At 53.5% G+C, this 22,468-nt stretch carries 20 protein-coding genes, 1 tRNA gene and 1 rRNA gene; 10 read left to right on the top strand and 12 right to left on the bottom strand.

Annotated features, from left to right (window positions below; genetic code table 11):
• Positions 1 to 582: 582 nt before the first annotated feature.
• From WC600_16895 to WC600_16905, 3 genes are all read right to left on the bottom strand, one after another.
• Positions 583 to 658 (bottom strand) — tRNA-Ala (locus WC600_16895).
• Positions 659 to 813: 155 nt separating this feature from the next.
• Positions 814 to 1,029 carry a NifU family protein gene (locus WC600_16900; GenBank protein ID MFA4904414.1) on the bottom strand — a complete coding sequence of 72 codons (216 nt, stop codon included), beginning with the start codon at positions 1,027 to 1,029 and terminating at the stop codon, positions 814 to 816.
• A gap of 91 nt (positions 1,030 to 1,120) precedes the next feature.
• Positions 1,121 to 1,837: an SIMPL domain-containing protein gene (locus WC600_16905; GenBank protein MFA4904415.1), complete on the bottom strand. Its 717-nt coding sequence runs from the start codon at positions 1,835 to 1,837 to the stop codon at positions 1,121 to 1,123.
• Between the two features lie 327 nt (positions 1,838 to 2,164).
• On the opposite strand from WC600_16905, the gene WC600_16910 reads away from it, so the two are divergent.
• Together WC600_16910 and WC600_16915 are read left to right on the top strand one after the other, a co-directional pair.
• Positions 2,165 to 2,548, top strand: a complete 384-nt coding sequence (locus WC600_16910) for a response regulator transcription factor (protein ID MFA4904416.1) — start codon at positions 2,165 to 2,167, stop codon at positions 2,546 to 2,548.
• Positions 2,549 to 2,960: 412 nt separating this feature from the next.
• Positions 2,961 to 3,539, top strand: a complete 579-nt coding sequence (locus WC600_16915; GenBank protein ID MFA4904417.1) for a hypothetical protein — start codon at positions 2,961 to 2,963, stop codon at positions 3,537 to 3,539.
• A 60-nt stretch (positions 3,540 to 3,599) separates the two neighbouring features.
• Here the strand turns inward: WC600_16915 and WC600_16920 are convergent, their stop codons facing one another.
• The 5 genes from WC600_16920 to WC600_16940 form a co-directional block, all read right to left on the bottom strand.
• Positions 3,600 to 4,559 (bottom strand): flippase-like domain-containing protein, encoded by a 960-nt coding sequence (locus WC600_16920; protein ID MFA4904418.1) that lies wholly within the window; start codon positions 4,557 to 4,559, stop codon positions 3,600 to 3,602.
• A gap of 90 nt (positions 4,560 to 4,649) precedes the next feature.
• Complete coding sequence (locus WC600_16925) at positions 4,650 to 6,236, bottom strand: DHA2 family efflux MFS transporter permease subunit (GenBank protein MFA4904419.1); 1,587 nt, start codon at positions 6,234 to 6,236, stop codon at positions 4,650 to 4,652.
• A gap of 71 nt (positions 6,237 to 6,307) precedes the next feature.
• Positions 6,308 to 7,354, bottom strand: coding sequence for an HlyD family secretion protein (locus WC600_16930; GenBank protein MFA4904420.1), 1,047 nt, complete (start codon positions 7,352 to 7,354; stop codon positions 6,308 to 6,310).
• Positions 7,344 to 8,711 carry a TolC family protein gene (locus tag WC600_16935; protein ID MFA4904421.1) on the bottom strand — a complete coding sequence of 456 codons (1,368 nt, stop codon included), beginning with the start codon at positions 8,709 to 8,711 and terminating at the stop codon, positions 7,344 to 7,346. Before WC600_16935 ends, WC600_16930 begins: the two co-directional genes overlap by 11 nt.
• Positions 8,708 to 9,352 carry a TetR/AcrR family transcriptional regulator gene (locus WC600_16940; GenBank protein ID MFA4904422.1) on the bottom strand — a complete coding sequence of 215 codons (645 nt, stop codon included), beginning with the start codon at positions 9,350 to 9,352 and terminating at the stop codon, positions 8,708 to 8,710. Before WC600_16940 ends, WC600_16935 begins: the two co-directional genes overlap by 4 nt.
• A gap of 333 nt (positions 9,353 to 9,685) precedes the next feature.
• Here WC600_16940 and WC600_16945 point away from each other — a divergent pair, with 333 nt between their 5' ends.
• From WC600_16945 to WC600_16960, 4 genes are all read left to right on the top strand, one after another.
• A complete protein-coding gene (locus WC600_16945; protein MFA4904423.1) occupies positions 9,686 to 10,597 on the top strand; it encodes a DUF362 domain-containing protein in 912 nt (303 codons plus the stop codon).
• 234 nt (positions 10,598 to 10,831) lie between these two features.
• A complete protein-coding gene (locus WC600_16950; protein ID MFA4904424.1) occupies positions 10,832 to 12,391 on the top strand; it encodes a 4Fe-4S dicluster domain-containing protein in 1,560 nt (519 codons plus the stop codon).
• Between the two features lie 198 nt (positions 12,392 to 12,589).
• A complete protein-coding gene (locus WC600_16955; GenBank protein MFA4904425.1) occupies positions 12,590 to 13,072 on the top strand; it encodes a DUF3124 domain-containing protein in 483 nt (160 codons plus the stop codon).
• Positions 13,073 to 13,099: 27 nt separating this feature from the next.
• On the top strand, positions 13,100 to 13,576 hold the full coding sequence (locus tag WC600_16960; GenBank protein ID MFA4904426.1) for an NUDIX hydrolase: 477 nt from the start codon (positions 13,100 to 13,102) through the stop codon (positions 13,574 to 13,576).
• A 51-nt stretch (positions 13,577 to 13,627) separates the two neighbouring features.
• Here the strand turns inward: WC600_16960 and tpx are convergent, their stop codons facing one another.
• The 4 genes from tpx to WC600_16980 all read right to left on the bottom strand — a co-directional run bounded on the left by tpx (position 13,628) and on the right by WC600_16980 (position 17,959).
• Positions 13,628 to 14,143, bottom strand: coding sequence for a thiol peroxidase (tpx, locus tag WC600_16965; GenBank protein ID MFA4904427.1), 516 nt, complete (start codon positions 14,141 to 14,143; stop codon positions 13,628 to 13,630).
• A gap of 14 nt (positions 14,144 to 14,157) precedes the next feature.
• On the bottom strand, positions 14,158 to 15,201 hold the full coding sequence (locus WC600_16970; protein ID MFA4904428.1) for a radical SAM protein: 1,044 nt from the start codon (positions 15,199 to 15,201) through the stop codon (positions 14,158 to 14,160).
• 405 nt (positions 15,202 to 15,606) lie between these two features.
• Positions 15,607 to 16,971 carry a TrpB-like pyridoxal phosphate-dependent enzyme gene (locus tag WC600_16975; GenBank protein MFA4904429.1) on the bottom strand — a complete coding sequence of 455 codons (1,365 nt, stop codon included), beginning with the start codon at positions 16,969 to 16,971 and terminating at the stop codon, positions 15,607 to 15,609.
• Between the two features lie 532 nt (positions 16,972 to 17,503).
• Entirely contained in the window at positions 17,504 to 17,959 is a 456-nt protein-coding gene (locus WC600_16980; GenBank protein ID MFA4904430.1) for a cache domain-containing protein, read from the bottom strand.
• A 197-nt stretch (positions 17,960 to 18,156) separates the two neighbouring features.
• Between WC600_16980 and WC600_16985 the strand changes: the two genes are divergently transcribed.
• From WC600_16985 to WC600_17000, 4 genes are all read left to right on the top strand, one after another.
• Positions 18,157 to 18,819, top strand: a complete 663-nt coding sequence (locus tag WC600_16985) for a hypothetical protein (GenBank protein MFA4904431.1) — start codon at positions 18,157 to 18,159, stop codon at positions 18,817 to 18,819.
• Between the two features lie 323 nt (positions 18,820 to 19,142).
• Positions 19,143 to 20,765: a DUF6119 family protein gene (locus WC600_16990; protein MFA4904432.1), complete on the top strand. Its 1,623-nt coding sequence runs from the start codon at positions 19,143 to 19,145 to the stop codon at positions 20,763 to 20,765.
• Positions 20,766 to 20,868: 103 nt separating this feature from the next.
• Positions 20,869 to 21,006: a hypothetical protein gene (locus tag WC600_16995; GenBank protein ID MFA4904433.1), complete on the top strand. Its 138-nt coding sequence runs from the start codon at positions 20,869 to 20,871 to the stop codon at positions 21,004 to 21,006.
• A 1,006-nt stretch (positions 21,007 to 22,012) separates the two neighbouring features.
• A 16S ribosomal RNA gene (locus WC600_17000) occupies positions 22,013 to 22,468 on the top strand; the annotation flags it as partial.

A 22,468-nucleotide genomic window follows, 5' to 3' on the forward strand; every position in this document is an offset into this window, starting at 1 on the left:
TATCCCCATGCCTTGCCGGGATAGATGTGAGACACGTAAAATCAACCTGAGGATAATCGGCGGGTTGAACCCGTCCCACCCGTACCGCGTCCCGGCACAAGGCTGCCGGCGCATCAGTAATCCTTTGATATTAATAACTAATTTATGTGAGACTCAGATTTTAACCCTGGGACCAGCGCGGCACGACCGTGGCACGACCTTGGCAAAGAGCCGGGTACGGCACGCACGCACGCGACTTCCGGCCGGGTACATCACGAGGGGACCTTGCAACGTACCCGCACGCGTCCCGCGATTTCCCCCCCAAATCTGCCCGCGACGACAAAATCCAGGGCTTTTTGGGGTAGTTTAGGATGAAAAAGTGCACCAGTTTTGCTGGAATTTCGAGGATTGTGCAAACCGGGAACCGGTTTTCCGGGGTGGGAGCAGAGTTTGTCGCCCTCGTTCCCCAACTTGCACTTGGGTACGCCACTTTCCCGCCCAAGCTCTGCTTGAGCATCACCCGTAGGGGCAGTGTCTCTCGCATGGAGTCTCACACAAAAAAACGGCCTATGGAAACCATAAGCCGTAACTAATTGAAATTCGTGGTGGAGATGAGGGGACTCGAACCCCTGACCTCCTACATGCGAAGCAGGCGCTCTTCCAGCTGAGCTACATCCCCACGTGGTTTAATTATGGCGGGTTAACGGCTGATGTCAAGCATATTTGAGCGGGCTTGTCTTCTCCCCGCGTCGCGGTGGAAAAACCGGCAAGGAGGTGAGTGCAGGGTCGACGGCAAGGCAATGGTTTTATCCCCTGCCGCCGACCCCTTGCCACCTACACGGCCTGGACTTCTTTCAGGCCCGGTACTTCCTTGAGGAGCATCTTTTCTACGCCTTGCTTCAGGGTCATCTGGGACATCGGGCACCCTTTGCAGGCCCCGGTCAGGCGAACTTTCACCACGCCGTTAGTCACTTCCACGAGTTCAATATCGCCACCATCACGTTGCAACATGGGGCGGATTTTTTCCAAGGCTAGTTCCACCGATTTCATGAGATCGCTCACGTTATCCTCCAAAGGTTAATTGTTGAAATAATAACAACTCATTTGGCGCTTGTAAAGGAGGCCACGGAAAAGTCGAAGGTCAGGGGTTCACCAGGAAAACTGCCTGGACATGAGCCCGGATTTCTTCTTCGCCTACTTCTATTGGCGTGGGAGTGGCCGCCTTGGCCGCCAGATAATTTACGGACGAACCGCGGGGAGCGATGAAGCGAACTCCGGTGGAAATCTTGTCCACGCTTTTGATTTTAAGGCCAGCCGCCTGGGCCAGGGCTTCCGCCAGGCGCCGGGCTCGTTCCAGGGCATCCACGACCGCCTGCCGCTGGAGTTCTTCCATACGGGAATGGCTCCAAAACGGCCCATTGATTTGGGAAGCCCCGTTTTTTAAAGCAGTATCCAACACCTCACCCAACCGGGCCACATCCATGATCTTGATCTCCAGCCGATTGACGGCCCGGTAAGCCTTGACTTCCTGAGGAGAGGTCTTGTCTTTGTAGGAATGCACCGGCATCAGGCGATAACCCAGAGTCCGGACTTTATCCTCGGCCCCCAAGGCTGGCTTCAGGGCTTTCAAGACGTGGTCGGCCTGGCGAGCGTTTGCTTGGCCCGCGGCCGCGGCGGTAGCCGCCTGGGTCTCCACCTCTATGGTCAACGTCGCCAGATCCGGCGTGGCCGTCACCTTGCCTTCCGCCTCCACGCTGATGCTGGGAGGGGACAGGGTTTCCGCTCCCTGGGCCGGGAGCAGAAAGAAACCGGCGATTACCAGGGCAACCATAAATAGCGCTAAAAAAATCCGCTGCATCTCGCCTCCTTTGCGGCTCAAGCGTCAGCCGCTGCGTTTATGACAGCTTTTTTCCTGAGAGGGTAAGACTCAGCAAAAGTTATAAAATTACAGCCCTTAACGAAGATATGGCACCCGGCGGAATGAGTCAATCATTTTGAGGCACTTAGGCATATGTTTGCCTCCCTATTTTTTCCCAACAAAATCACTTCATAATCATAGGCATCATTAAACAGCCCAGCCGCCACCTTTGCCCGCCCCGCCTAAAAGAGTGCACGGAACTCAGGTACTGAATTAAAGAGTTTGTCTTCTTTGCCCGATTAGCTAAAAAGAAAGAGGAGAAATGATATGAAACAACCCATCTTAATTGTGGAAGATCACGCCGGCCTACGCAAATCCTTGCGAGAATGGCTAGAGCTATCATTTGCCCGCTACCCGTTATTGGAAGCCGCCAGCGGCGAAGAAGCCATAGCCATAGCCCAGGCGGCATCTCCCTGTCTGGTCATCATGGACATCGGCCTTCCGGGAATAACCGGCATCGAAGCCACGGAAAGCATCAAGAAAGCGATCCCCAGTACCAAGGTGGTGATGCTCACCATTTTTGACGACGACGACTATCGCAGCCACGCAGCCGCGGCCGGGGCTTTCGCCTATGTACCCAAACGCAAGATCAAAACGGAGCTTATGCCGGTTGTAAGACGGATTCTGGAAGAGGATAAAGGAGGAACCTAGCGATACGCTTTGGTAGGTCCTAAACATTTTCCTATGCAACTCTAATTTTAACTAATTTCAGGGAACCTTTGAACAGCAAGGCAGACGCAATTTTATTATTCCTTATCCTAACCCCATAGCCTTTTACCACGAAGCAGGGAACCGATGTCTACCATCACGATTCCATCAGGTATTCTGAAATAGACGCTGCCAAGCCGAATATAACTATCATTTAATGATTTAGGATATTGTCTTTTTATATATTTATATTGATTTTTTTTTAAAGCCGTGCCATTTTGTACGTCATTCCATAATTTTTTTCTGAAACAGGAGCATTTTAGCAGTTAATTCCGCCCGCAACAGGTGGCAAACACCAAGTGCGATGATTAAAATGGATTTATGATTTCTGATTATCGAGAATGCAGAGGTGAATATGGCTAAGCTAGCTGACAGAAAGGAGAAAAGCCTATCTACCATTGTTCATCTTAATCAGAAAAAAGATCCGGATGAAATCCAACCTATTGGTGAGGAAAAAGAAAAAGATTATAGAAAACTATTGGAAGATAAAATTAAGGAAAAAATATTTAATTTGGAAACGAATACAAAAGAACTGAAGGGGGGCCCAAAAGAACAACTGCAGAAAAAAAGAAGGTGGATGGGCGATGTGATAAAACCAATTTTGGAGGTAAAGGATGTACTTGAGAGGACCGAATTAATTGAAATAAAATTGATATATAGAAGAGGGAACGTAGCGTTAAATGACTTGAAGAATATTATTATTAAATCAAAGGATTATGATGAATCAAAACTAGTAAAATCCGGATTTAGATTAGATATAGATTTTTGCCCAAAGTCACAGGCTTTAAATAATAAAAAGGATTGTTATTTAGTGCAATTATTGGGCATTGCAGTGGAACAAGAGAATTTAAAAAAATATTATAGCATAGACACATTAATGGAGTTCGTTATAAACTATTGTTCCGAGTATATAGCCGAATTTTCAATCAGATGAAGTTTGTTGCAAAACACACAGAGGGTGAGTGGACCGACCCAAAGGAATGGGGAACTAGAATCACTTCTCTCGCCAGACCACCAAGAGCCCCAAGCTGAGCCAGAAGGCCTCCCGGATGCGTCGCAGGATGCTGAATGCGGCCCCCAGATCAAAACCCAAGTTAAAGCCCAGGGCCAGGAGGATATTCCCTCCTTCCTGTACCCCCATGGCCGCGGGGATAAAAAATCCCAGGGCCGTGAAGAGCATAGCCAAGGAATCCATGCAGACGGCCAAGCCCCAACTGATGGGGTGCCCCAGCAGCCAAAATATAATGTAAACCTCGACAGAATGGAGCAGCCAGCTAAGAAAAAACATGAAAAAAACCAACACGGCCCGGGCCGGATACTGGCAATAAAACTGGGACATAGCCGTATCCAGATCTTCCAAAAAACCTTCATGATCCCTGAGAAAGTGGGGTAGCCAGCCCCGCCGGGAGAGGAAGCGGAAGCTGTTCCCGCAGGGTCCCCGGCGCTGCACGACGACGAAGATGATACCCACGGCCGCCAGGCCCACGGCCGCCAGAGACAGGAACAGCATGTACTTGGCCGCCTGGGGCAGAAAGACTGGGGCCAGGGCTAGCCCGGTAAAGATATAGAGGGTGAGGCTTAGGACCAGGATGCCCTTCATAATCACGACTGAGGCGCTGGCCACGTCGAGAGGCACGCCATCGGCCCGCAGGCGGGCGGCCTTGAAGGGCTCTCCCCCCAGGGAGGCGGTGGGGGTGAGTTGGTTCAAAGACTCCCCTCCCAGACGCAGCCAAAAGAGGCGACCCACCGTGAGCTTCGCCGGCGGGTTGATGATGATATACTTCCAGGCCCAAGATTCCAGCAGATTAACCACCCCATAGGGCAGCAGCAGCAGCGGCCAATACCAGCCAACCTGTAAGAAGTGGTGCCTCAGGGTATCCCACCCCACCTCATTCAATATCCAAACAAAGAAAATCGAGGCGATCAGCAGGAGAATCAGATTAACCAGACGCACCTATATGTCCTTATCGCGCTTTGAGCGCAGCAAATCCTAAGCCAGCCGGGTGAAGGCGGCAACCAAATAATAATATCAGAGTGTATTGCATCAAGGAAGAACTTCTGCACCCTCTTCTGATGTGATACTTGGCTGCTTCGGGGGGCGGCGCATGAGGAAAACCAGGGGCAGCAGGCAAAGAAAGACGATGGTAAAGAACCAGTAGTCGTCGCAGAAGGCCAGCATTCTCGCCTGGCGCACCGTTTCCTGATAGAGGCCGGCCATAGCCTGGGGGGCATTCCACCACTGCCAGTTGGGCCCCAGTTCCGGCAAGGCCTGGGACATGCGATGCTGCCAATCAATAAAGGGCTGGGCTAACGGGGTGATATGTTCCACCAGGTGGTTCTGGTGAAATTGGCCCCGCCGGGCCAGGAGGGTGGTAGCCGTGGCAATGCCGAAGGAGCCCCCCAGGTTGCGCATCAGGTTGAAGATGCCGGTGGCATTGCCCATCTTCTCCTGGGAGATGCGGGACATAGTCAGAGTGGTAAGGGACACGAAGGTGGCCCCAAGACCAAAGCCTTGAATGAACCGGGGCCACCAAGCGTGATAAAAATTGATATTGGTATCATATTGGCTCATGAGATAGACGGCGTAGGCGTTGATGACCAGGCCCACAAATACTATTTTGCGACTGTCCATCACCATAGTGAGCCGGCCCACGATTGGCATGATCAGCAGGGACCCGATACCCCCGAAAGCCAGGGCCCAACCGGCCAGGGTGGCGTCATAGCCCATGAGGGTCTGGAGGAACAGCGGCAGGAGCATGATACTGCCATAGAGTACAAACCCGAAAAAGAACATGATGGTCACCCCGGCGGCGTAGTTCCGCTCCTTGAAGAGGCGGAGGTCAACCACAGGGTGCCTGGTTTTGAGCTCATGATAGATCAGGACAATCAAGGCCACCGCTGCGATGATGGCCAGGCGGGTGACGAAGTCCGAAGAAAACCAGTCTTCCCGCTCGCCTTTGTCCAACACCACTTGCAGCGCCCCTAGACCCACAACTAACAGTCCCAGACCCCAGTAGTCGATGCTCCCGGCCCGCTGGCGCCGGATGTAATCCGGGTCGAAGACAAACAGATAGGTGAGTAGCAAGGATATGATCCCGATAGGCAGGTTGATATAGAAGGCCCAGCGCCAGGTAAGGTTGTCCGTCACCCAGCCACCCATGATCGGCCCTACAATGGGGGCGATGATCACGCCGATGCCCCAGAGGGCCATGGCCATGCCCCGCTCCTCCACCGGAAAGGTTTCCAGGAGAATTGCCTGGGAAATGGGCTGGAGCGCCCCGCCGCCCACCCCCTGAATGATGCGAAAGACGATGAGCATTCCCAGGTTGGTGGCCATGCCGCACAACATGGAACTAAAGGTGAACAGCGTCATACAGAGCATCAAAAAGCGCTTACGGCCGAACAAGGCCGAAAGCCAGCCGGTAATGGGCAGGATGATGGCGTTGGAAACCAGGTACGCCGTCAAAATCCAGGTGGTTTCGTCTTCCGAGGAGGCCAAGCTACCGGCGATATGGGGCAGGGCTACGTTGACTATCGTGGTGTCCACGATTTCCATGAAGGTGCCGGCCATCACCGCAATGGTAATCAGCCATTTGTTGACGTCCCGGGGACCATTATTTGGAGGGCTCATCACGAGCTTATACCCTGATCAATTCCGGCAAGGGGATTCCCTGAGTTGTCCAAATCGAGGCTCGCGCAACCTCAATGGACGTCCGGGCCCAGCAACCTTTTACCGGTGCGTTCCCGGGTATCGATGGTAACCTCGGTGGACATCCCCAGGCGCAGGGGCCGGTTGGCCGGATAGGGGGGAGCCAGCACGATTTTGACTGGGATGCGTTGGACCACCTTCACCCAATTGCCGGTGGCGTTCTCCGGGGGGAGCAGGGAAAAGGCCGCGCCGGTGCCGGCCATGATGGAACTCACCGTGCCCTGGAATTCGATACCGGGATACATATCCACGCGAACCCTGGCGGGTTGGCCGATATACACGTGGGTGAGTTGTGTTTCTTTGTAGTTGGCCTGAATCCAGAGTTGGGGCGTTTTCAAGGGTACGAGCATCATCAGTGGTTGTCCAGGCTGGACCCAGTTGCCGACCTCCACTTGACGCCTGGTGATGTAGCCCTCAATTTCGGCCTTGATCTGGGTGTAGCCCAGGTTGAGGCGGGCCTGCTCCAGCCTGGCATTGGCTTCCTTGATGGCCGGTTGCTCTTCTAGGGGGATATCGGTGGAGCCGCCGATGGCTGCCAGGGATTCCTGCAATTCCTTCTGTGACCGGTTCACTTCGGCCTGGTTCACCCGGTAGCGGGTGTTCACCTGATCCAACATTTGTTTGGGTATGGTGCGGCGCTCATACAGGTTGGCGTAGCGGGTCTTGTCAATGCCGGCCAGGTTGAAATTGGCCTCGCTTTGGGGCAGTTTGGTCCTGGCGGTGGCCACCCGCACGTAAGCCTGGGCCATTTCCTGGCGCAAGCGTCCCAGGTTGCCTTCGGCCTGAGCCACCGCAGTCTCATAATCCTGCGGTTCCAGGGTCACCAAGACCTGCCCGGGGGTGACGTACTGGTTGTTATCTACCAGCACCTTGGCCACCCGCCCCGGCACCCGGGCCGAAATGACTCCCACATAGCCGGCGACATAAGCGTCATCAGTGCTGATGTGAATGTGGATATATATCCAATAGGCGACCCCGCCCCCTACCATGAGGAGGACCAGCAGGGCAATACCCAAGCGCATGAAGATCTTACGGGACATGGGGTTGCGGCTGCTCCTGAGGTAGGAGTTCGGTGATAGAACCGACGGCCCACAATATTTGGGACTTGGCCATCTGATGATCATAAACCGCAGCCCAGTAATTGACCCGGGTTCTGGTCAGGAGGGTCTCGGCGTCGATAACGTCGGTGGCGGTGCCCACACTTTCCTTATACCGCTCTTCGTTCAAACGCAGATTTTCCTCACCTTGGGTTACCGCGGTCTCCGTGGTCTTGATGCGATCCGAGGTCTCTTTGACCTTGAGGTGAGCATTCTGCACGTCCAGTTGAACTTGCTCATTCAGGTCCTTATGCTGTTCCTGGAGCTGTTCCACCTTGAGCTTGGCCTGAGAAACCGCGGCCTTGGTGTCCAACCCGGAAAAGATGTTCCAGTTCATGGCAAAGATGAGGGACCACTGGCTGTCGTTCACCGTAGCGTTATTGACCTGATAAAAGTATCCTCCCTGCACGGAAAACTTGGGAAAGTATTGGGCCCTGGTCTCCGTCACGGTCTTTTCCTGCTGGCGGATGCGATCTACCGAGGCCTTGAGATCGCTCCTTTGTTTCAGGGCTGCGTCGGTGGCCTGGCCCAGTCCCCAGGGCTTGACTACCACATTTTCATCCTTGAGTACCGTGGGAGCGGTTACGGGCAGCATCAGGACTTTGTTCAGCGCCGACCGCGTGTCGATATAATCGGTTTGGGCCACGATCAGGTTCTGCTCGGCGTCAGCCAGGGAGACTTTGGCCTGGAGCACATCATTGAAGGTAACCACCCCGAACTGGTACTGGTCCTGGGCAATCTTAAGATGCTGCTTCAGATCAAAGACCGTCTGCTGGGCCACTTCCACCAATTTCTTGGCCCTCAGGGTCTTGAAATATCCTTGGGCCACCGTCAGAAAGACGTTGTCTCGGGTCTGGGCCGTATCCAGGAGACTGGCCTTATGACCCATGATGGCGGCCTGATATTTGGAAGGAGTGCCCCAGAAGTCGAAGAGCAACTGGTTGATGGTGGTCTGGTTACCCCAGAAGTTTCGGTTGGTTTGGGCAAAGGAGACCCCGCCCGGCATCCCCGGAGCGCTGACCCCGATCTTAAACTTCAAGGGATCGTCATAAATGGTCTGGCTCGTTTGGGAATTGATTTGGGGCAGCAGCCCTGACCGGGCCCGGACGATCTGTTCGCCGGCAATGAGGGCCTGGAGGCGGCTGATCTTCAGATTGGGGTTGGCCTTCCAGGCCAGACGCAGGGCTTCCTTCAAATCCAGGTGCGCCGCGGGTGGCTCGGCGGCGCGGCCCGGGAAGATGGTCATGCTCCATATTACCAAAGCGCACAGGAGCACTCGCCCAAAGTTTCTGGCTGTCATAGCGCCGTTTCCTCTCCTGTAGGTTGCTGTGCCCGGATCAAACCGGAAGAGAGCAGGGTGAGAATTACCGGGAAGGCCTCCTGGACCGCAGCAGTCTGCCCTTCGTCCCGTTGGTAATAGCCGGTGGCCCGGACCAACCCCCGAAACAAAAAGGTAAGGAGGCGGGGATTGGCCGGAATAAACTGTCCAGCGGCGATGCCCTCGGCAAACAGGCTTGTCATCAAGGAGACAAACTTCTCCTCCATTTCCTGGATGTGCCACCAGAATCCTGCCCGGGATTTCTGCTTTCCCTGGAGCACTTCCCGTGCATAGATGGGAAACAGCAGCCGCTCCCGGTCGAGATACTCCAGGAGGACCGACACCATCCGGATCAATTTTTCCGGTGGCGTTCCCGGGGCCTGCAGCGATGACTCCACATCCCGGAGGATGTTTTCTCCCACCTGGCTGATCATGGCCAGGATCAGATCGTCTTTGCTTTGAAAATAGAGATACAGGGTGCCCTTGGCCACCCCGGCGGCGGCGGCGATCTCCTCCATGGTCAAAGCTTCCAGGCCGCGCTGGCTCAAAAGCTTGCGGGCCGCGGCCAAAATCTCCTGGGTCCGAAACGCAGTGACGATCTCTTTTTTGGTGGCTCTAGTCAAGGCTTTTATTTCTTAGAATTTGTTAAACTGGTACTGAGGGCTACCGACGCTCTTATCCCCAAACTGTATACTCAATGTGATCGATTTTCGATATAATGACTATGGGGTCATTGAAATGACCATTTAGTCAATAGTAGGTTTCCTCGGACATGTCAAGAAAAACTTGCAAACTCCCATGGCTCTGTTTAGACTAGAGAATATCTATAGGGTTCGTATCATTTTCGCTTTAAAATATATCTAAATTCGATATGTGACTTTTCGGAATTTGGGTCGACCTATTGTAACGAAAAACCAAAAACCCAAAACCAAAAACGATGTTTTCAGGAGGCGGTAATGCGCCGTCGTGATTTTTTAAAGCAGATTGCGGCCTTAGGGGTAACAGCCGGGGCCGGCCGGTGGGTGTTGCCGGAAGAAGTGTGGGCTATGGCCCCAAAGGAAACACCGCAGGCCGTGGTGGCCAAAGCCCAGGGAACCAATTACGCCCAACTGGTGGGAGATACCATCCAGGCCTTGGGTGGCATGAAAAAGTTCGTCAATCCCGGCGAAGTGGTGGTGGTCAAGCCCAACATGGCCTGGGACCGGACCCCGGAGATGGCCGCCAACGCCAATCCTGTTGTGGTACGCCAGGTGGTGGAACTGTGCCTCGAAGCCGGGGCCAAGCAGGTCAAGGTTCTGGACAACACCTGCCACGACGCCCGCAAGGCTTACGCCAATTCGGGCATCAAGGCCGCGGTAGAGGCTATCAACGATCCGCGGGCGACTGTGCCGTATGTGGACGATCGCCGGTTCGTGGAGGTCACCATCGAGAAGGCCAAGGCCTTGAAGAAATGGTATTTTTATAAGGATATCCTTGAAGCCGACCGCTTTATCAACATACCCATCGCCAAGAATCATTCCGAGGCCCGCCTCACCATGTGTCTGAAGAACATGATGGGAGCCATCGGCGGCTGGCGGGGCCGCATCCATGTGGGCCTGCACCAGAATATCGCTGACATGAACCTGCTGCTGCGCCCGGATTTGCATGTCCTGGACGCCACCCGCATCATGGTGAAGAACGGCCCTTCCGGGGGCAACCTCGAGGATGTTGAGGTGAAAAACCTGGTATTCGCCGGCGTCGATCCCGTGGCCCTGGACTCCCTGGGCACCGGCCTGTTCGGCATGAAACCCGAGGATCTCGGCTATATCATCAAATCCCACCAGGCCGGCCGAGGGGAAATGGACCTGAACAAAATCAAGGTTATATGAATCGGATAAAGGACGGGGCCGGTAACCTGCGGTAGGCCAGCCGGTTATCGCCCCTCAAACTCCCGCAATCTTCCTGAAGGCCTCCAGACATCATCCATCGTTTCATGGCTGCGATAATCCTTCATTTAAGCGCAATTGCCCCACCCTCCGGGAGGATGACGGCAATCTTGACAATCCTCCGGTTGGGGGTCATCCCGGAAAATTCTCAATTACCAAAAGATGTTGGCAAAACTCATGGATAAACCCAGTTTCTCCTTAACCCGGCGCAGGTGGACCCACCTCCGCCGGGTCGTCCAGATTCTCTTTCTGGCGCTGTTTGTGTGGCTCTTTTTGAAAGCCGAATTCGAGGGCGAAAACCACCTGGCCTGGCCGGTGGACCTGTTCTTTCGTTTTGACCCCCTGATCCTGGCGGCCAATCTCCTAACCTTCAGTCCTATCGTGGCCGGGCTTTTCTGGTCATTACTCTTTGTGGCCCTGACCTTCGTCCTGGGCCGGTTTTTCTGCGGCTGGGTCTGCCCTCTGGGCACGACCCTGGACTGCAGCCGACGACTGCTCTTCAGTCCCCGACCCGACCGCGGCTGCGCGGCCCGGTGGCGCCGGGGCAAGTACTACCTGCTCATCGGCCTCCTGGTGGGGACGCTGTTTTCCCTGAATCTGGTTGGACTGTTTGATCCGTTGTCCTTGCTCTACCGCACCCTGGCCATCGTGCTTTACCCGGCCTTCGGCTACGGGGTGGAAAAAGCGGGGCTCACTATGTACCGCCTGGGCCCGCCGGTCACGTATGTCAGCGAGCCCCTCTATCAGTTTTTCAAGGCTACGGTGCTACCCTTTCGGCCCCTGGTCTACGTGCTGCCTTTTCTGACGTTGGTGCTCTTTGCCCTGGTGGTAGCGGCGGAGCGGGTGGATCGGCGTTTCTGGTGCCGGGCCTTCTGCCCACTTGGAGCCCTCTACGGCCTCATCGCCCGCTTCTCGCTGCTCCGGCGGCGGCCCGCCGCCTTGTGCCCCGATTGCGGTGATTGCGTGGAAGTCTGCAAAATGGCTGCCTTTGCCCCGGACAAACCGTCCCGCCACTTAACTGCCGAATGCCAGCTCTGTCTTAAGTGCCTGGAAACCTGCGATAAAGAGGATCGGGTGAGCTTTACCTGGGTTTCCAAAGCGCTCCGGGCCCCGCTAGACCTGGGGAGGCGTCAGGTGATCACTGCCGTTGCCGCGGGGGCGGTGGCCGTGCCCATGATCCGCCTGGGTTCCCTGGCCCGACGGCCCGATGAGTTTCTCATCCGGCCTCCCGGTGCCCAGAATGAAGCCGAGTTTCTCTCGCGTTGTATCCGCTGCGGCCAGTGTATGAAGGTCTGTCTGACCAACGGCCTCCAAGCGGTATTGTGGGAAGCGGGTTTGGAAGGGATCTATACCGCGCGGCTCATACCCCGTATGGGGTATTGCTCCTACTCCTGCAATCTCTGCGGCCAGGTCTGCCCCACCGGCGCCATCCCCCCCCTTAAGCTGGACGCCAAACAGGCCACCACCCTGGGAACCGCGTTCATCAATCGCTCCCGGTGCATTCCCTACTCCGAAGGCACCGATTGCCTGGTGTGCGAGGAACATTGCCCCGTTTCTCCCAAGGCTATCACCATTACCGAGCAAGAGGTCGTCAATCTGCAAGGTGAACGGGTCAAAATCAAACTGCCACTGGTCAATGCCGACCGCTGCATCGGCTGTGGCCACTGCGAACACGTCTGCCCCGTGGGTGGTGCGGCGGCAATCCGGGTGAAGCGGTCGCTCAGGGTCGAGATGTAAGGAAATCTTAGGGGAGGGGGCTAAGAGTCTTTTTCTCGGTGCACTTACCCGCCTCCCCCCCAATCCCTTAAGATTTAGTCAAAAGATCGGTCTTCCCTCTTCTCTTTCAAGTTTCCATAATCGAGCTGATGCGCTATCCTTGTCGACATCGGATTACAACCCCCTAGCATCGGAAAGTCGGCGATAAGGAGACCGGAAATGAAGAATCTTGCCAAAGCGCTCTTGCTGATCATGGTCATGATAATGGGTCTGTCCCTGGTTACAGGGATGGCGGCAGGTCAGGTGAAGCTCGTCAAAGGCCAAACGCTTTATCTACCCATTGCTACAAGTTACGTAAGTGATGATTATTCCTTTAATGTAAATGCCACTATTTTCATACATAATACTGATCCCGATCATTCAATCAATATCATCAAAATGGATTTCTATAATACCAGCGGCAAACTGGTCGAAAAATATTTACAGCAGCCCCTGAAACTTGCTCCTGCGGCGGCCACCCGGATTCACGTCAAAAATCCCTTGAGTGGCGAGGAAGGGACGGCAGCGCACTTTGTTATCCAATGGCAAGCAGAAGCCAAAGCGGTCGAACCTATAATCGGGGGTTTGTTGTTCAGTTCGTCTGGGACCCGTGGTTACTCCTTCTCCACACATCCGAGAATCGTCCAGGAGGCTGCCGATTAATTATCATGGTATGCCAAATTGACTAAGATGCCTGCTCCGGAAAACCCTGGAATCAAACGTCATTACCCCGACCAGCCCCTGGTGGGCGTCGGCGCCGCGGTCTTTAAGGGCGGCGAAGTGCTGCTGGTGCGCCGGGGGCAGGAACCAGCCATGAACTCCTGGAGCCTGCCCGGTGGCCTGGTGGAGTTGGGGGAGACTATGGAGACCGCCATCCGTCGAGAACTGGCGGAAGAAACCGGAATAACCGTGCGCCTCTTGGGCATCGCCGCGGTGCTGGAACGCATCTTCCCTGACCCCGACGGCCGCATCGCCTATCATTATGTGTTGGTGGACTTCCTGTGTGACTATCTTGACGGGGAGTTGACCCCCGGGTCGGATATCACCGCGGCCCGGTTCGTCCCTCTGAGCGGACTCTCCGATTTCGACCTGCCCCAATACACCGCGGAGGTCATCCACCGGGCCTGGGAGCAGAAGCGGCAGGGTACTTGTTTGCCGCTCATGTAAAGGGCGGACACACCGGTCCGCCCCTAAGAAAATCTTTGCCGGCCTATGTTCTCAGATCAGCTTACCCACCGCCTGCAAGACCTCATCGTAGTTGGGTTCGTTGGATAGCTCTTTTACAAGTTGGACGTAGCGCACCACTCCCTCTTTGTCCACCACAAACACGGCCCGGGCCAGAAGGCGCAATTCCTTGATCAACACCCCGTAAGCCATGCCAAAAGCCGCGTCGCGGTGGTCCGAGTAGGTCTTGACCCGGTCCACGCCTGCGGCCCCGCACCAACGCTTCTGGGCGAAGGGCAGGTCCATGCTGATGGTCAGGATTTCTACGTTAGGCCCCAGCTTGGCGGCCTCATCATTGAACCACCGGGTTTGGATATTGCAGACGGGAGTGTCCAGGGAGGGCACCGAAGAGATGATGGCCACCTTACCCTTAAGCGTGGAAAACTTGAAGGGGCTTAAGTCGTTGGCCAGAACCTCGAAATCCGGGGCCGGCTCCCCTCCGTGCACTTCCTGGCCCACCAGGGTCAGGGGATTGCCTTTCATGGTGATCACTCCGGGGCGTTCTGCCATATTCTTATCCTCCTTTAAATAAAACACTGGGGGTCAGAAGCCAGAAAATCGGGGTTTCCTTGGGCCGTCGCAGACGCATAGGCAATGGCCCGGCAGCCCCGACAGGCGGACCATCTCGGGCACTTGCCGCATTTACCCTGGTAGAGGTCTTTGGTTCGAAGTTGCTCCAAAACGGGAGAAGCGGCCCAAATTTCCCGCAGAGGAGTCTCTCCCACTTTTCCCAAGGCAATAGGCAAGCGGCGACAGGGGGTAACTGTGCCGTCCGCCAGGATGGTAAGCCCGGACACCCCCGCGGCGCAGCCCCCGGCCGGAAAGGTGTTATTTTCGCCATCAGCCGGCGCGGGGCTGTTCATCTGGGCCGCCATGGGGTCTCCGGTAGTAATCTCCAGGCCTTCGACCTGCATGGATAAAATACTTTCATACAAACGCTTCGTCTCATCTAAGGTCAGCATGTGGGCCAGCAAGTCTTTTCCACGGCCCGAAGGAACCAGGCGGGAAAATCCCAGCCGGGAAACTCCCAGTTCGCGGGCCAGTCCTACCATCTCTTGGAAATAGCCGGCATTCATTCTGGAAATGGTGGCATTCAATGAGACCTTCACCCCTGCCTGCAGGAGGTTTCGGATCCCCAGGAGAGCGGCGGCAAAACTGCCCCGGCCTCTGACTTGTTCGTGAATCTCCTCTGGCCCTTCCAGGCTGATCTGGATGCCCTGGACTCCCAAAGCCGCAATTTTTTTTGCTATATCGAGGGTAATGCACGTGCCATTCGAGAGAATATAAATTTCAAACCCGGTCTGCACCAGCCTGCCCAGGATGTCAAAAAAGCCCGTCCTTAAGACCGGCTCCCCTCCGGTGACGTTAAAACTTGGGGAAAAATCTAGGCCATAAGCATCATGCCAGGCCTTAAGCATGTCGCTGATTTCTTCTATTACCCGGTAAATTTCGGCCAGCGACAATTCTCTAAAATTTCCACCTTCCTGGTAACAATGCCTACACTTCAGATTGCATCTCTCCGTGAGATGCCACTGGATTAAAAAATCATAGGGCTGACTGAGGGACATAGTTTCCGGCCTTCATAGAAGGACTTACTTGACGGAAAGATCTGGGACGGGATAAGGGCGGGAATCGCCGGCAAGCAGATATGGCAAAATGAGTGATGGCTTTGGTTTTGAGCGATACTCAAAAATGCCATATCTGCCCCCATCAGTTGCTGAACCAGCAACCGTTAATTTTTTCATTCCTTTCACTTGTGACATACCTTGCGGGGATCGACTTTCTTGACCTGACCCCAGAAGGCAGCCTCCTTCGCCAACGCCTCTTTGCTAAGCTTCATCCCGCCCTCACCTCCTTTCCGTTTCATCTTCCTGTAAATTATGAACAGAGAAAAGGCTTGTCAAGGCGGCCAAACGTCGGGGCGGGTTTCAAACCCGCCCCTACACTACGTTGTCTGAAAATTTGGAGAGGAACTATGGTGTTTTGACCTTAGGCAATTCCGCCAGGGCTTTTTTGATCATCTCATCCGGGTCGAGTTCGATATCTTGCAGTTTGCCTTCCAGGAAGGCGTCGTAGGCCGCCAGATCGAAATGGCCGTGGCCCGAAAAATTGAACACGATGCACTTGGCTTGATTGGTCTCTTTGCACACCAAAGCCTCATCCACTGCGGCCTTGATGGCGTGGGCGGTCTCCGGGGCCGGGATGATGCCTTCAGTTTCGGCAAAGAGGCGGGCCGCCTCAAAGACCGGGTTCTGCGGATAGGCCCGGGCTTCGATAACTTTTTCGTGCACCAACTGGCAGAGGAGCGGGGCGTCGCCGTGGTAGCGCAGGCCGCCGGCGTGGATGCCCGAGGGCACGAAGGAATGCCCCAGGGTGTACATCATGATCAAGGGTGTTAAGCCGGTGGTGTCACCGAAGTCATAGGTATAGGCGCCCTTGGTCAGGGTGGGGCAGGCGGTGGGTTCCACCGCCACAAAGCGCATTTCCTTGCCCTTCAGCTTGTCCGGTACAAAGGGAAAGGCAAAGCCGGCGAAGTTGCTGCCGCCGCCGACGCAGCCGATGAGCACGTCCGGCGATTCCCCAGCCAGGGCCAGTTGCTTTTTAGTCTCCAGGCCCACGATGGTCTGGTGCAGCATGACATGGTTGAGGACGCTCCCCAGGGCATAGTTGGTGTCGGCATGGGTGGCGGCGTCCTCCACCGCCTCGGAGATGGCCATGCCTAGACTGCCCGAGGTCTCCGGGTCTTTGGCCAATAAGGACCGGCCGGCCTGGGTGCGATCCGTGGGGGAGGGGTAGACGCTGGCCCCCCAGATGTGCATCAGCGACCGCCGGTAGGGCTTCTGTTGGTAGCTCACCTTGACCATATAGACGGTGCATTCCATGCAGAAGAAGTTGCAGGCCAGGGACAGGGCGCAGCCCCACTGGCCGGCCCCGGTCTCGGTGGCCAGCCTTTTGATGCCTGCCGCTTTATTATAGTAGGCCTGGGCCACCGCGGTGTTGGGCTTGTGGCTGCCCGCGGGGCTCACGGATTCGTTCTTATAGTAAATGCGGGCCGGGGTCTTAAGGGCCGCCTCAAGGTTGTAGGCCCGGTGCAGGGGGCTGGGCCGCCACAACTGATAGATGCGCAAAACGTCGTCGGGGATGGCAATCCAACGCTCCGGGCTGACTTCCTGCTCGATCAAGGCCCGGGGAAAGATGGGCGCCAGGTCGTCCGGGGTGATGGGTTGGCCGGTGCCCGGGTGCAGATAGGGCGGCATGGGGGATGGCAGGTCGGGAATAATATTGTACCACTCCTGGGGCATCTCGCTTTCGCTCAGTTGGATCTTGTAAGAGTCCATATCGGGGAAGTGCTCCTTGGGAAAAGATTCAGGCCATTGAGCCGAAAAACCGGGGTCTGGGTGCTACAAGACGTGAGAGGGAAAAACACCCCAGGGTTTGCTAACCTGGCCGTATGACGTGAATTTTACCACAAGAAGACCGTCTCCTCCAGACCTTTTCCTTCAAGAAACACCAGACACATAGAGCCCTTGCCAAGAGTTCTTTCCTTTTATTCTCCTCTCCCCTTGTGGGAGAGGGTAGGGTGAGGGGCTAATAAGAAAAAACTTTTGCCAATGAGTATAAAAGTATTTTAGTATTATCAATATGTTGAATCACAGTAACCCTTTTTTCGTATCATCTAGGCGGAATTTGTGTCGCTGGTGAATCGGTATGTGCCGCCGAGGCGCGGTGTAGAGCCGTTTAGTCCATAAGACGGGATGCGCTTCGCGCCCTACGGGCTCTTGGAAACGAGGGCGTAAAAAAGGAGTTGGGAAAGAGGACAGTCGAAGTGGTAGAGGCCAAACCGGACTCGGCCGGTTGGGCCTCCCAAGGCTATTTCTTATAGGCGCCGCTGCAAATGATTATGTCATCGACCTTTTCAAAGTAGACGGTCTTGGGATCGACCTTTTTGGTCTTGGGGTTTTCCCACTTGTAGTCGACCCAACCCATCCCCTTGCCCTTGGCATCTTTGACGATATCCACGGCAAAGAGTTTGCCGTCGGCGTCTTTTACCGTCATGAAATCTTTGCCCACCAAGGTGGCGTTCGGGTGGGCCAGCATCTTGCCGTTCATATCCAGCACATAGATGTACAGATCGTCCTTGGCAAATTGCCCCTTGGGATTGCTGAATTCGGCCAGGGACTTGTCTTTGCCGTTGGCTTTAAAAAACTCTTTGGCCTTGGCCACCCAGCCCTTGGCGTCATCAGGGGTGGCATCGGCAAAAGCCGCGGCCGCCAAAAATCCCACTGCGAACAGAACAACAACCAACACCGTCATGGTCTTACGCATCGCATCCTCCTTGTTGTGATGGTCCATAGTGCATTTCTGCCCTTAACGCGTAAACCTCTGAATTCAAAAGAGCCCTACGCATCACCTCCTTGGGTTCAGTGAAATCCACATTAATAATCATTGACGTATATGTCAAATACTTAAATTACGTTATAAAATAATTATTATAAAAAAATTGACCGGAAAGGCGGGAGGCCATGAGTGCAGATCCCATCGCGGCGGTGTGGCAGACGTGCAAAGACTTTTATATGGAGGCCAGGGTGGTGCTGCGGCATCCCTGGAGCTTTCCGGAGCGGCTGGGGCTGGCCGCGGACAATCTGTTCGGGAAAGGGACGGCGTTTTTGCTCCTGGCCACCGCGGTGGCTTATCTGTTGTGCATTCCGGTCTTCTTGGCGCACGACATGGCGGTGAGCAAGGGGGTCATGGTGCTCCTGCGCATCGTGGGGTTGTATGGCTTCGGGCTGGCGCTGCACCTGGTCTTGAAGCTGCTGGGGAGCCGGGGCGTGACCCTCAAAGAGACCCTGGGCCTGTACGGTTACCAGTTGGGGTTCCAGACGGTTGCCTCAACCCTGCTGATGTACCCGTCGTATATGGCTTATAAACAGATGGCGCTTTTGGCCTTGGGCGGGCAGGACGTGGCGCCGCTCCCGATTGATTCCCTCCTCAACTTTCTGGCGACGATGCTCATCATAATAGTGTGGGCGGCCATAGCCATGGTGCCCATGTATGCCCGGTACCATCACCTGGCCAAATGGGGCAAGACCCGGGTGGGCATCGCCTTTGTGCTGGCCCTCACCATCTGCTGGCCGTTCTTCTCCTGGGTCCTGCCCTGGCTGTATAAGCTGGGCAAGTTTTTATAAAGCAGGGGCGAAAAGGGGAAGAGGGGAAAAGGCGAAAAGGGTTGGAATCGGGAAAGAATTTGACAGGTTGGGGGCGGTTGTTCTAGCATGGGTGCATGAGGGGAGGATGGTGGTTCAGGGGAGGGGGGACTGGCGGGAAGAACTCAACTCGGAAGGATTGAGGTTAAGGCGGGTGGGGCAGTGCTCGTACTGCGGTTGCAAGAAAAACAATCTTTTTTGGTATAAAGCACAAGATATTGTGTTGACAAGTGTTTAATTGGATGTATATTGGCATGTGAACAAGTGGGGTTATATGCGCAAATTTCTCGCAAATGGAGCAATCCATGGATAACGAGGACAAACTATCCCTTCAAAAACTTAGCATCTATTTAATTAAAGACCAATACAAAGACCCTCAATCCATAATAGATCTTGAGAAAAGGCCAGAAAGGCGTGCGCTTGATGGGATTGGTGATCTTTTCGTAAGAAAGGGTTGGCCCAAGCCTCCGAGGTGGGCCCCTTTTTTTGAAGATTATGTGAATGAGGAAGAATTGGGTCTTATAGAATCGACTGCCGCTGCCCTAATAATTGAATCAAAACAGAGACTATTTGCGGTAACATTTGGACAGGGGAGATATTTATTGAATCCGGGATGTTGGGAGGAGCGTTTTGGACTCCTTGCATGTCTCAATTCTATCGGAGAAAGTAATATACGTAGTATTGACAAAGTGACGATAGATACAATATCCCGACACTCGAAAGAGCAAGCAAGCCGTGAGGTGCATCCAAGCGAATTTGGATTAGATATTGAGCAAGATTTGCTTAGGGGCGTCACAGGAAGACCAACTGAAGAAGGATTAGGGACGCGAATTTCCGGAACAGATGCTCTTCATGTTTTAGCTCATATAAAAATCGGTTCCCTCAGGGAGCTATTGTCAAAATACTATGGCAAATCATTGGAGGATACATATAAAAATATATTTCCATGGGTAGACCATATTCGTGAAATAAAAGATGTATCAATAATTGAGCAACTCGACAGCGTTTTAATAGAAAAAATGATCAATGAGGAACTGGACAATATTTGGATGGCAGTGCCGCAGGTAGTAGAATGGGAGCGAATTAAAAGTTTTCAATTTATAGGGTTTGGACGTCAATTATCTGAATATTCTGATATACATATTCCGGAATTTCTAAAATTAATAAAAGATCGTAAGGAGCTTTCAAAAGAATTATTAATAAAAAGAAGAGCAAATGCTATTGATCATGATGGAAAATCAATTTATAAATGGCAAGTTTACCATTGCCTTCATGCAGAAATCGATATTGACAGCGAATCATTTCTTTTAAGTGGAGGTAAATGGTATAGAATTGATAGAGATTTTGTTAGCGAGGTAAATGAAGCTTATAAAAAAATCCCTCGTTATCAGCATTGTTTTATGGAATATGATCATGAATCCGAAGCAGCTTACAATAAGTACGTAGCAGAATCTGACTCTTCAAAATATGCTCTGATGGATAGAAAACTCATTCAGTATGGAGGAGCTAACCAGAAAATCGAATTTTGCGATCTTCTAATTAATAAAAAGGATATCGTACATATAAAGCGCTATGGCCAATCAAGTGCCTTGAGTCATCTTTTTTCACAAGGGCTTATTTCGGGAGACCTATTTTTTACCGATGCAGAATTTAGAAAGTTAGTAAACGAGCGCCTTCCTAAAGAACATCGCTTGGAAGACTATAACCGACGCATAGAACGTGAGGAATTTCAAATAGTTTTTGCTGTTATTAGTAATAATCCAGGAGATGATCTTGTCCTCCCATTTTTCTCAAGATTAAACTGTAAACATGCTGCAAAGAGGCTTCAAGAAGTATATGGATATAGAGTATCTATTGGGAAAATCAGTATAAATCAAATTCGTACAAGAACCCAAACATGTCCTCCAAAATTGAAAGGATTCAAATGAGTTTATGAATTCTCCTAAAACCTTTTTATAAAAGATGGTGCAGATCTGGGCAGCGGCCATCTTAATATGGCCGAATTTGGTGCAATTATAAGGAGAACGACCAATGAAAAAAAAAGCCCCTCCTCCGAAAAAAATTGGTAGAAATGCAGAAGATGGCCGTTTCGTTACTCAGGATTATGTGAAAAAGAATCCGAAGACCACTATAAATGAGACGATAAAGATTAAACCCAAGAAGAAGTAGAACATAGTTAGCCGAGTCCTACCCTGTGGGTTTTGTCAGGAAAGGTGCCTAAGCAGAGCTTGGGCGGAAAGTAGCGTTCCCAAGTACTGGAAGTCGGGCGGGGAGACCCCGCCCCTACCCTCTCTCATCAAGGGGGAGGGAGTTAAAGGAAAGATGGTGCGTGAGACGCACCCTACATTATTTCCTAACCCCTGGCACCTGAAACCTGACACCTGGTCTGGTCCCTCACTTCTGGCAACTGGCCACTAACCCCTGCCCACTTTTTTTCTCAACAGGGCTTGCCTTTAATTTCTGATTTGCTATCATCTACTGGTTAAGCATCGGGGCCGGGGGGCGAGGGTTTCCCGGCCATTGATTTGCAGGGATGGCGTGGGTTTGGAAGGTGGGCAGCCAGCCCGGACAAGGTCCGGCAGCCTGGGAAGATTGTGTAAGCGGCGGCCTTCCGATTCTCGCAGTAAGGAGCCCAAGCACAGCTTGGGCGAAAAAGTGCGTCCCCAAGAGCAACTTGGGAACGAACAGTAAACGAATAGGCTCTTTCAAAACTTCAGTTTGTGTTCATCCGGAGCGGAGTAAAGCGGCTCACCTGATTAATCAGGGGAGAAGCGGCGCTTTAAATGGCCAGGTTTGAGGATGGGAAGCATTTCATCCTCACCCCAAGCCTCCCCCAGCATGGGGGAGGGAGTTACGCCCCCCAGAGAGTTAAAGATTTCCATAATTTTCAAAAGGGGGGGTTGACAGGGACGGGGAGGTTGGGTTATAAATCCTTGTTGCCCTGGCAATCGTCGGTGAGCCTCTCGGGGCGGAAAAAAATCCGGGACGAGGGGTTGACAGAGAAGGGAACCTGGGTTACAAAAACAGGTGCCACTGCGGGCGGGAAGCTCACGAAAAACAAACGAACTTCTCACAAAGAACTTGACAGCGGCGAAAAAGTAGATATAATTTTAAGCACCAAAACTTGCTCTTTGAAAACTAAATAGTGAGCCCGAGTGCGGGAAAACTCCAAGTAAAACTGGAGAGTTTGATCCTGGCTCAGAATTAACGCTGGCGGCATGCCTAACACATGCAAGTCGCACGAGAAAGCCCGGTTCGCCGGGCGAGTAAAGTGGCGCACGGGTGAGTAACGCGTGGATAATCTACCTCTTTCTGGGGGATAACGCACCGAAAGGTGCGCTAATACCGCATAACCCGGTTGATTTTTGGATTGATCGGTAAAGATGGCCTCTTCATGAAAGCTATCGGGAAGAGACGAGTCCGCGTCCCATTAGCTTGTTGGTAGGGTAACGGCCTACCAAGGCGACGATGGGTAGCTGGTCTGAGAGGACGATCAGCCACACTGGAACTGGAACACGGTCCAGACTCCTACGGGAGGCAGCAGTGAGGAATATTGCGCAATGGGGGAAACCCTGACGCAGCGATGCCGCGTGGGTGAAGAAGGCCTTCGGGTCGTAAAGCCCTGTCAGGC

This window comes from Desulfobaccales bacterium (genome assembly GCA_041648175.1).
In the GTDB taxonomy this organism is placed as follows: Bacteria; Desulfobacterota; Desulfobaccia; order Desulfobaccales; family 0-14-0-80-60-11; genus 0-14-0-80-60-11.

Excerpts from the sequence above, each read along its gene's own strand:
- WC600_16900 (MFA4904414.1), bottom strand. The coding sequence starts at position 1,029 with ATGAAATCGGTGGAACTAGCCTTGGAAAAAATCCGCCCCATGTTGCAA.
- WC600_16905 (MFA4904415.1), bottom strand. The coding sequence starts at position 1,837 with ATGCAGCGGATTTTTTTAGCGCTATTTATGGTTGCCCTGGTAATCGCC.
- WC600_16910 (MFA4904416.1), top strand. The coding sequence starts at position 2,165 with ATGAAACAACCCATCTTAATTGTGGAAGATCACGCCGGCCTACGCAAA.
- WC600_16915 (MFA4904417.1), top strand. The coding sequence starts at position 2,961 with ATGGCTAAGCTAGCTGACAGAAAGGAGAAAAGCCTATCTACCATTGTT.
- WC600_16925 (MFA4904419.1), bottom strand. The coding sequence starts at position 6,236 with ATGAGCCCTCCAAATAATGGTCCCCGGGACGTCAACAAATGGCTGATT.
- WC600_16930 (MFA4904420.1), bottom strand. The coding sequence starts at position 7,354 with ATGTCCCGTAAGATCTTCATGCGCTTGGGTATTGCCCTGCTGGTCCTC.
- WC600_16935 (MFA4904421.1), bottom strand. The coding sequence starts at position 8,711 with ATGACAGCCAGAAACTTTGGGCGAGTGCTCCTGTGCGCTTTGGTAATA.
- WC600_16945 (MFA4904423.1), top strand. The coding sequence starts at position 9,686 with ATGCGCCGTCGTGATTTTTTAAAGCAGATTGCGGCCTTAGGGGTAACA.
- WC600_16950 (MFA4904424.1), top strand. The coding sequence starts at position 10,832 with ATGGATAAACCCAGTTTCTCCTTAACCCGGCGCAGGTGGACCCACCTC.
- WC600_16955 (MFA4904425.1), top strand. The coding sequence starts at position 12,590 with ATGAAGAATCTTGCCAAAGCGCTCTTGCTGATCATGGTCATGATAATG.
- WC600_16960 (MFA4904426.1), top strand. The coding sequence starts at position 13,100 with ATGCCTGCTCCGGAAAACCCTGGAATCAAACGTCATTACCCCGACCAG.
- tpx (MFA4904427.1), bottom strand. The coding sequence starts at position 14,143 with ATGGCAGAACGCCCCGGAGTGATCACCATGAAAGGCAATCCCCTGACC.
- WC600_16970 (MFA4904428.1), bottom strand. The coding sequence starts at position 15,201 with ATGTCCCTCAGTCAGCCCTATGATTTTTTAATCCAGTGGCATCTCACG.
- WC600_16975 (MFA4904429.1), bottom strand. The coding sequence starts at position 16,971 with ATGGACTCTTACAAGATCCAACTGAGCGAAAGCGAGATGCCCCAGGAG.
- WC600_16980 (MFA4904430.1), bottom strand. The coding sequence starts at position 17,959 with ATGCGTAAGACCATGACGGTGTTGGTTGTTGTTCTGTTCGCAGTGGGA.
- WC600_16985 (MFA4904431.1), top strand. The coding sequence starts at position 18,157 with ATGAGTGCAGATCCCATCGCGGCGGTGTGGCAGACGTGCAAAGACTTT.
- WC600_16990 (MFA4904432.1), top strand. The coding sequence starts at position 19,143 with ATGGATAACGAGGACAAACTATCCCTTCAAAAACTTAGCATCTATTTA.
- WC600_16995 (MFA4904433.1), top strand. The coding sequence starts at position 20,869 with ATGAAAAAAAAAGCCCCTCCTCCGAAAAAAATTGGTAGAAATGCAGAA.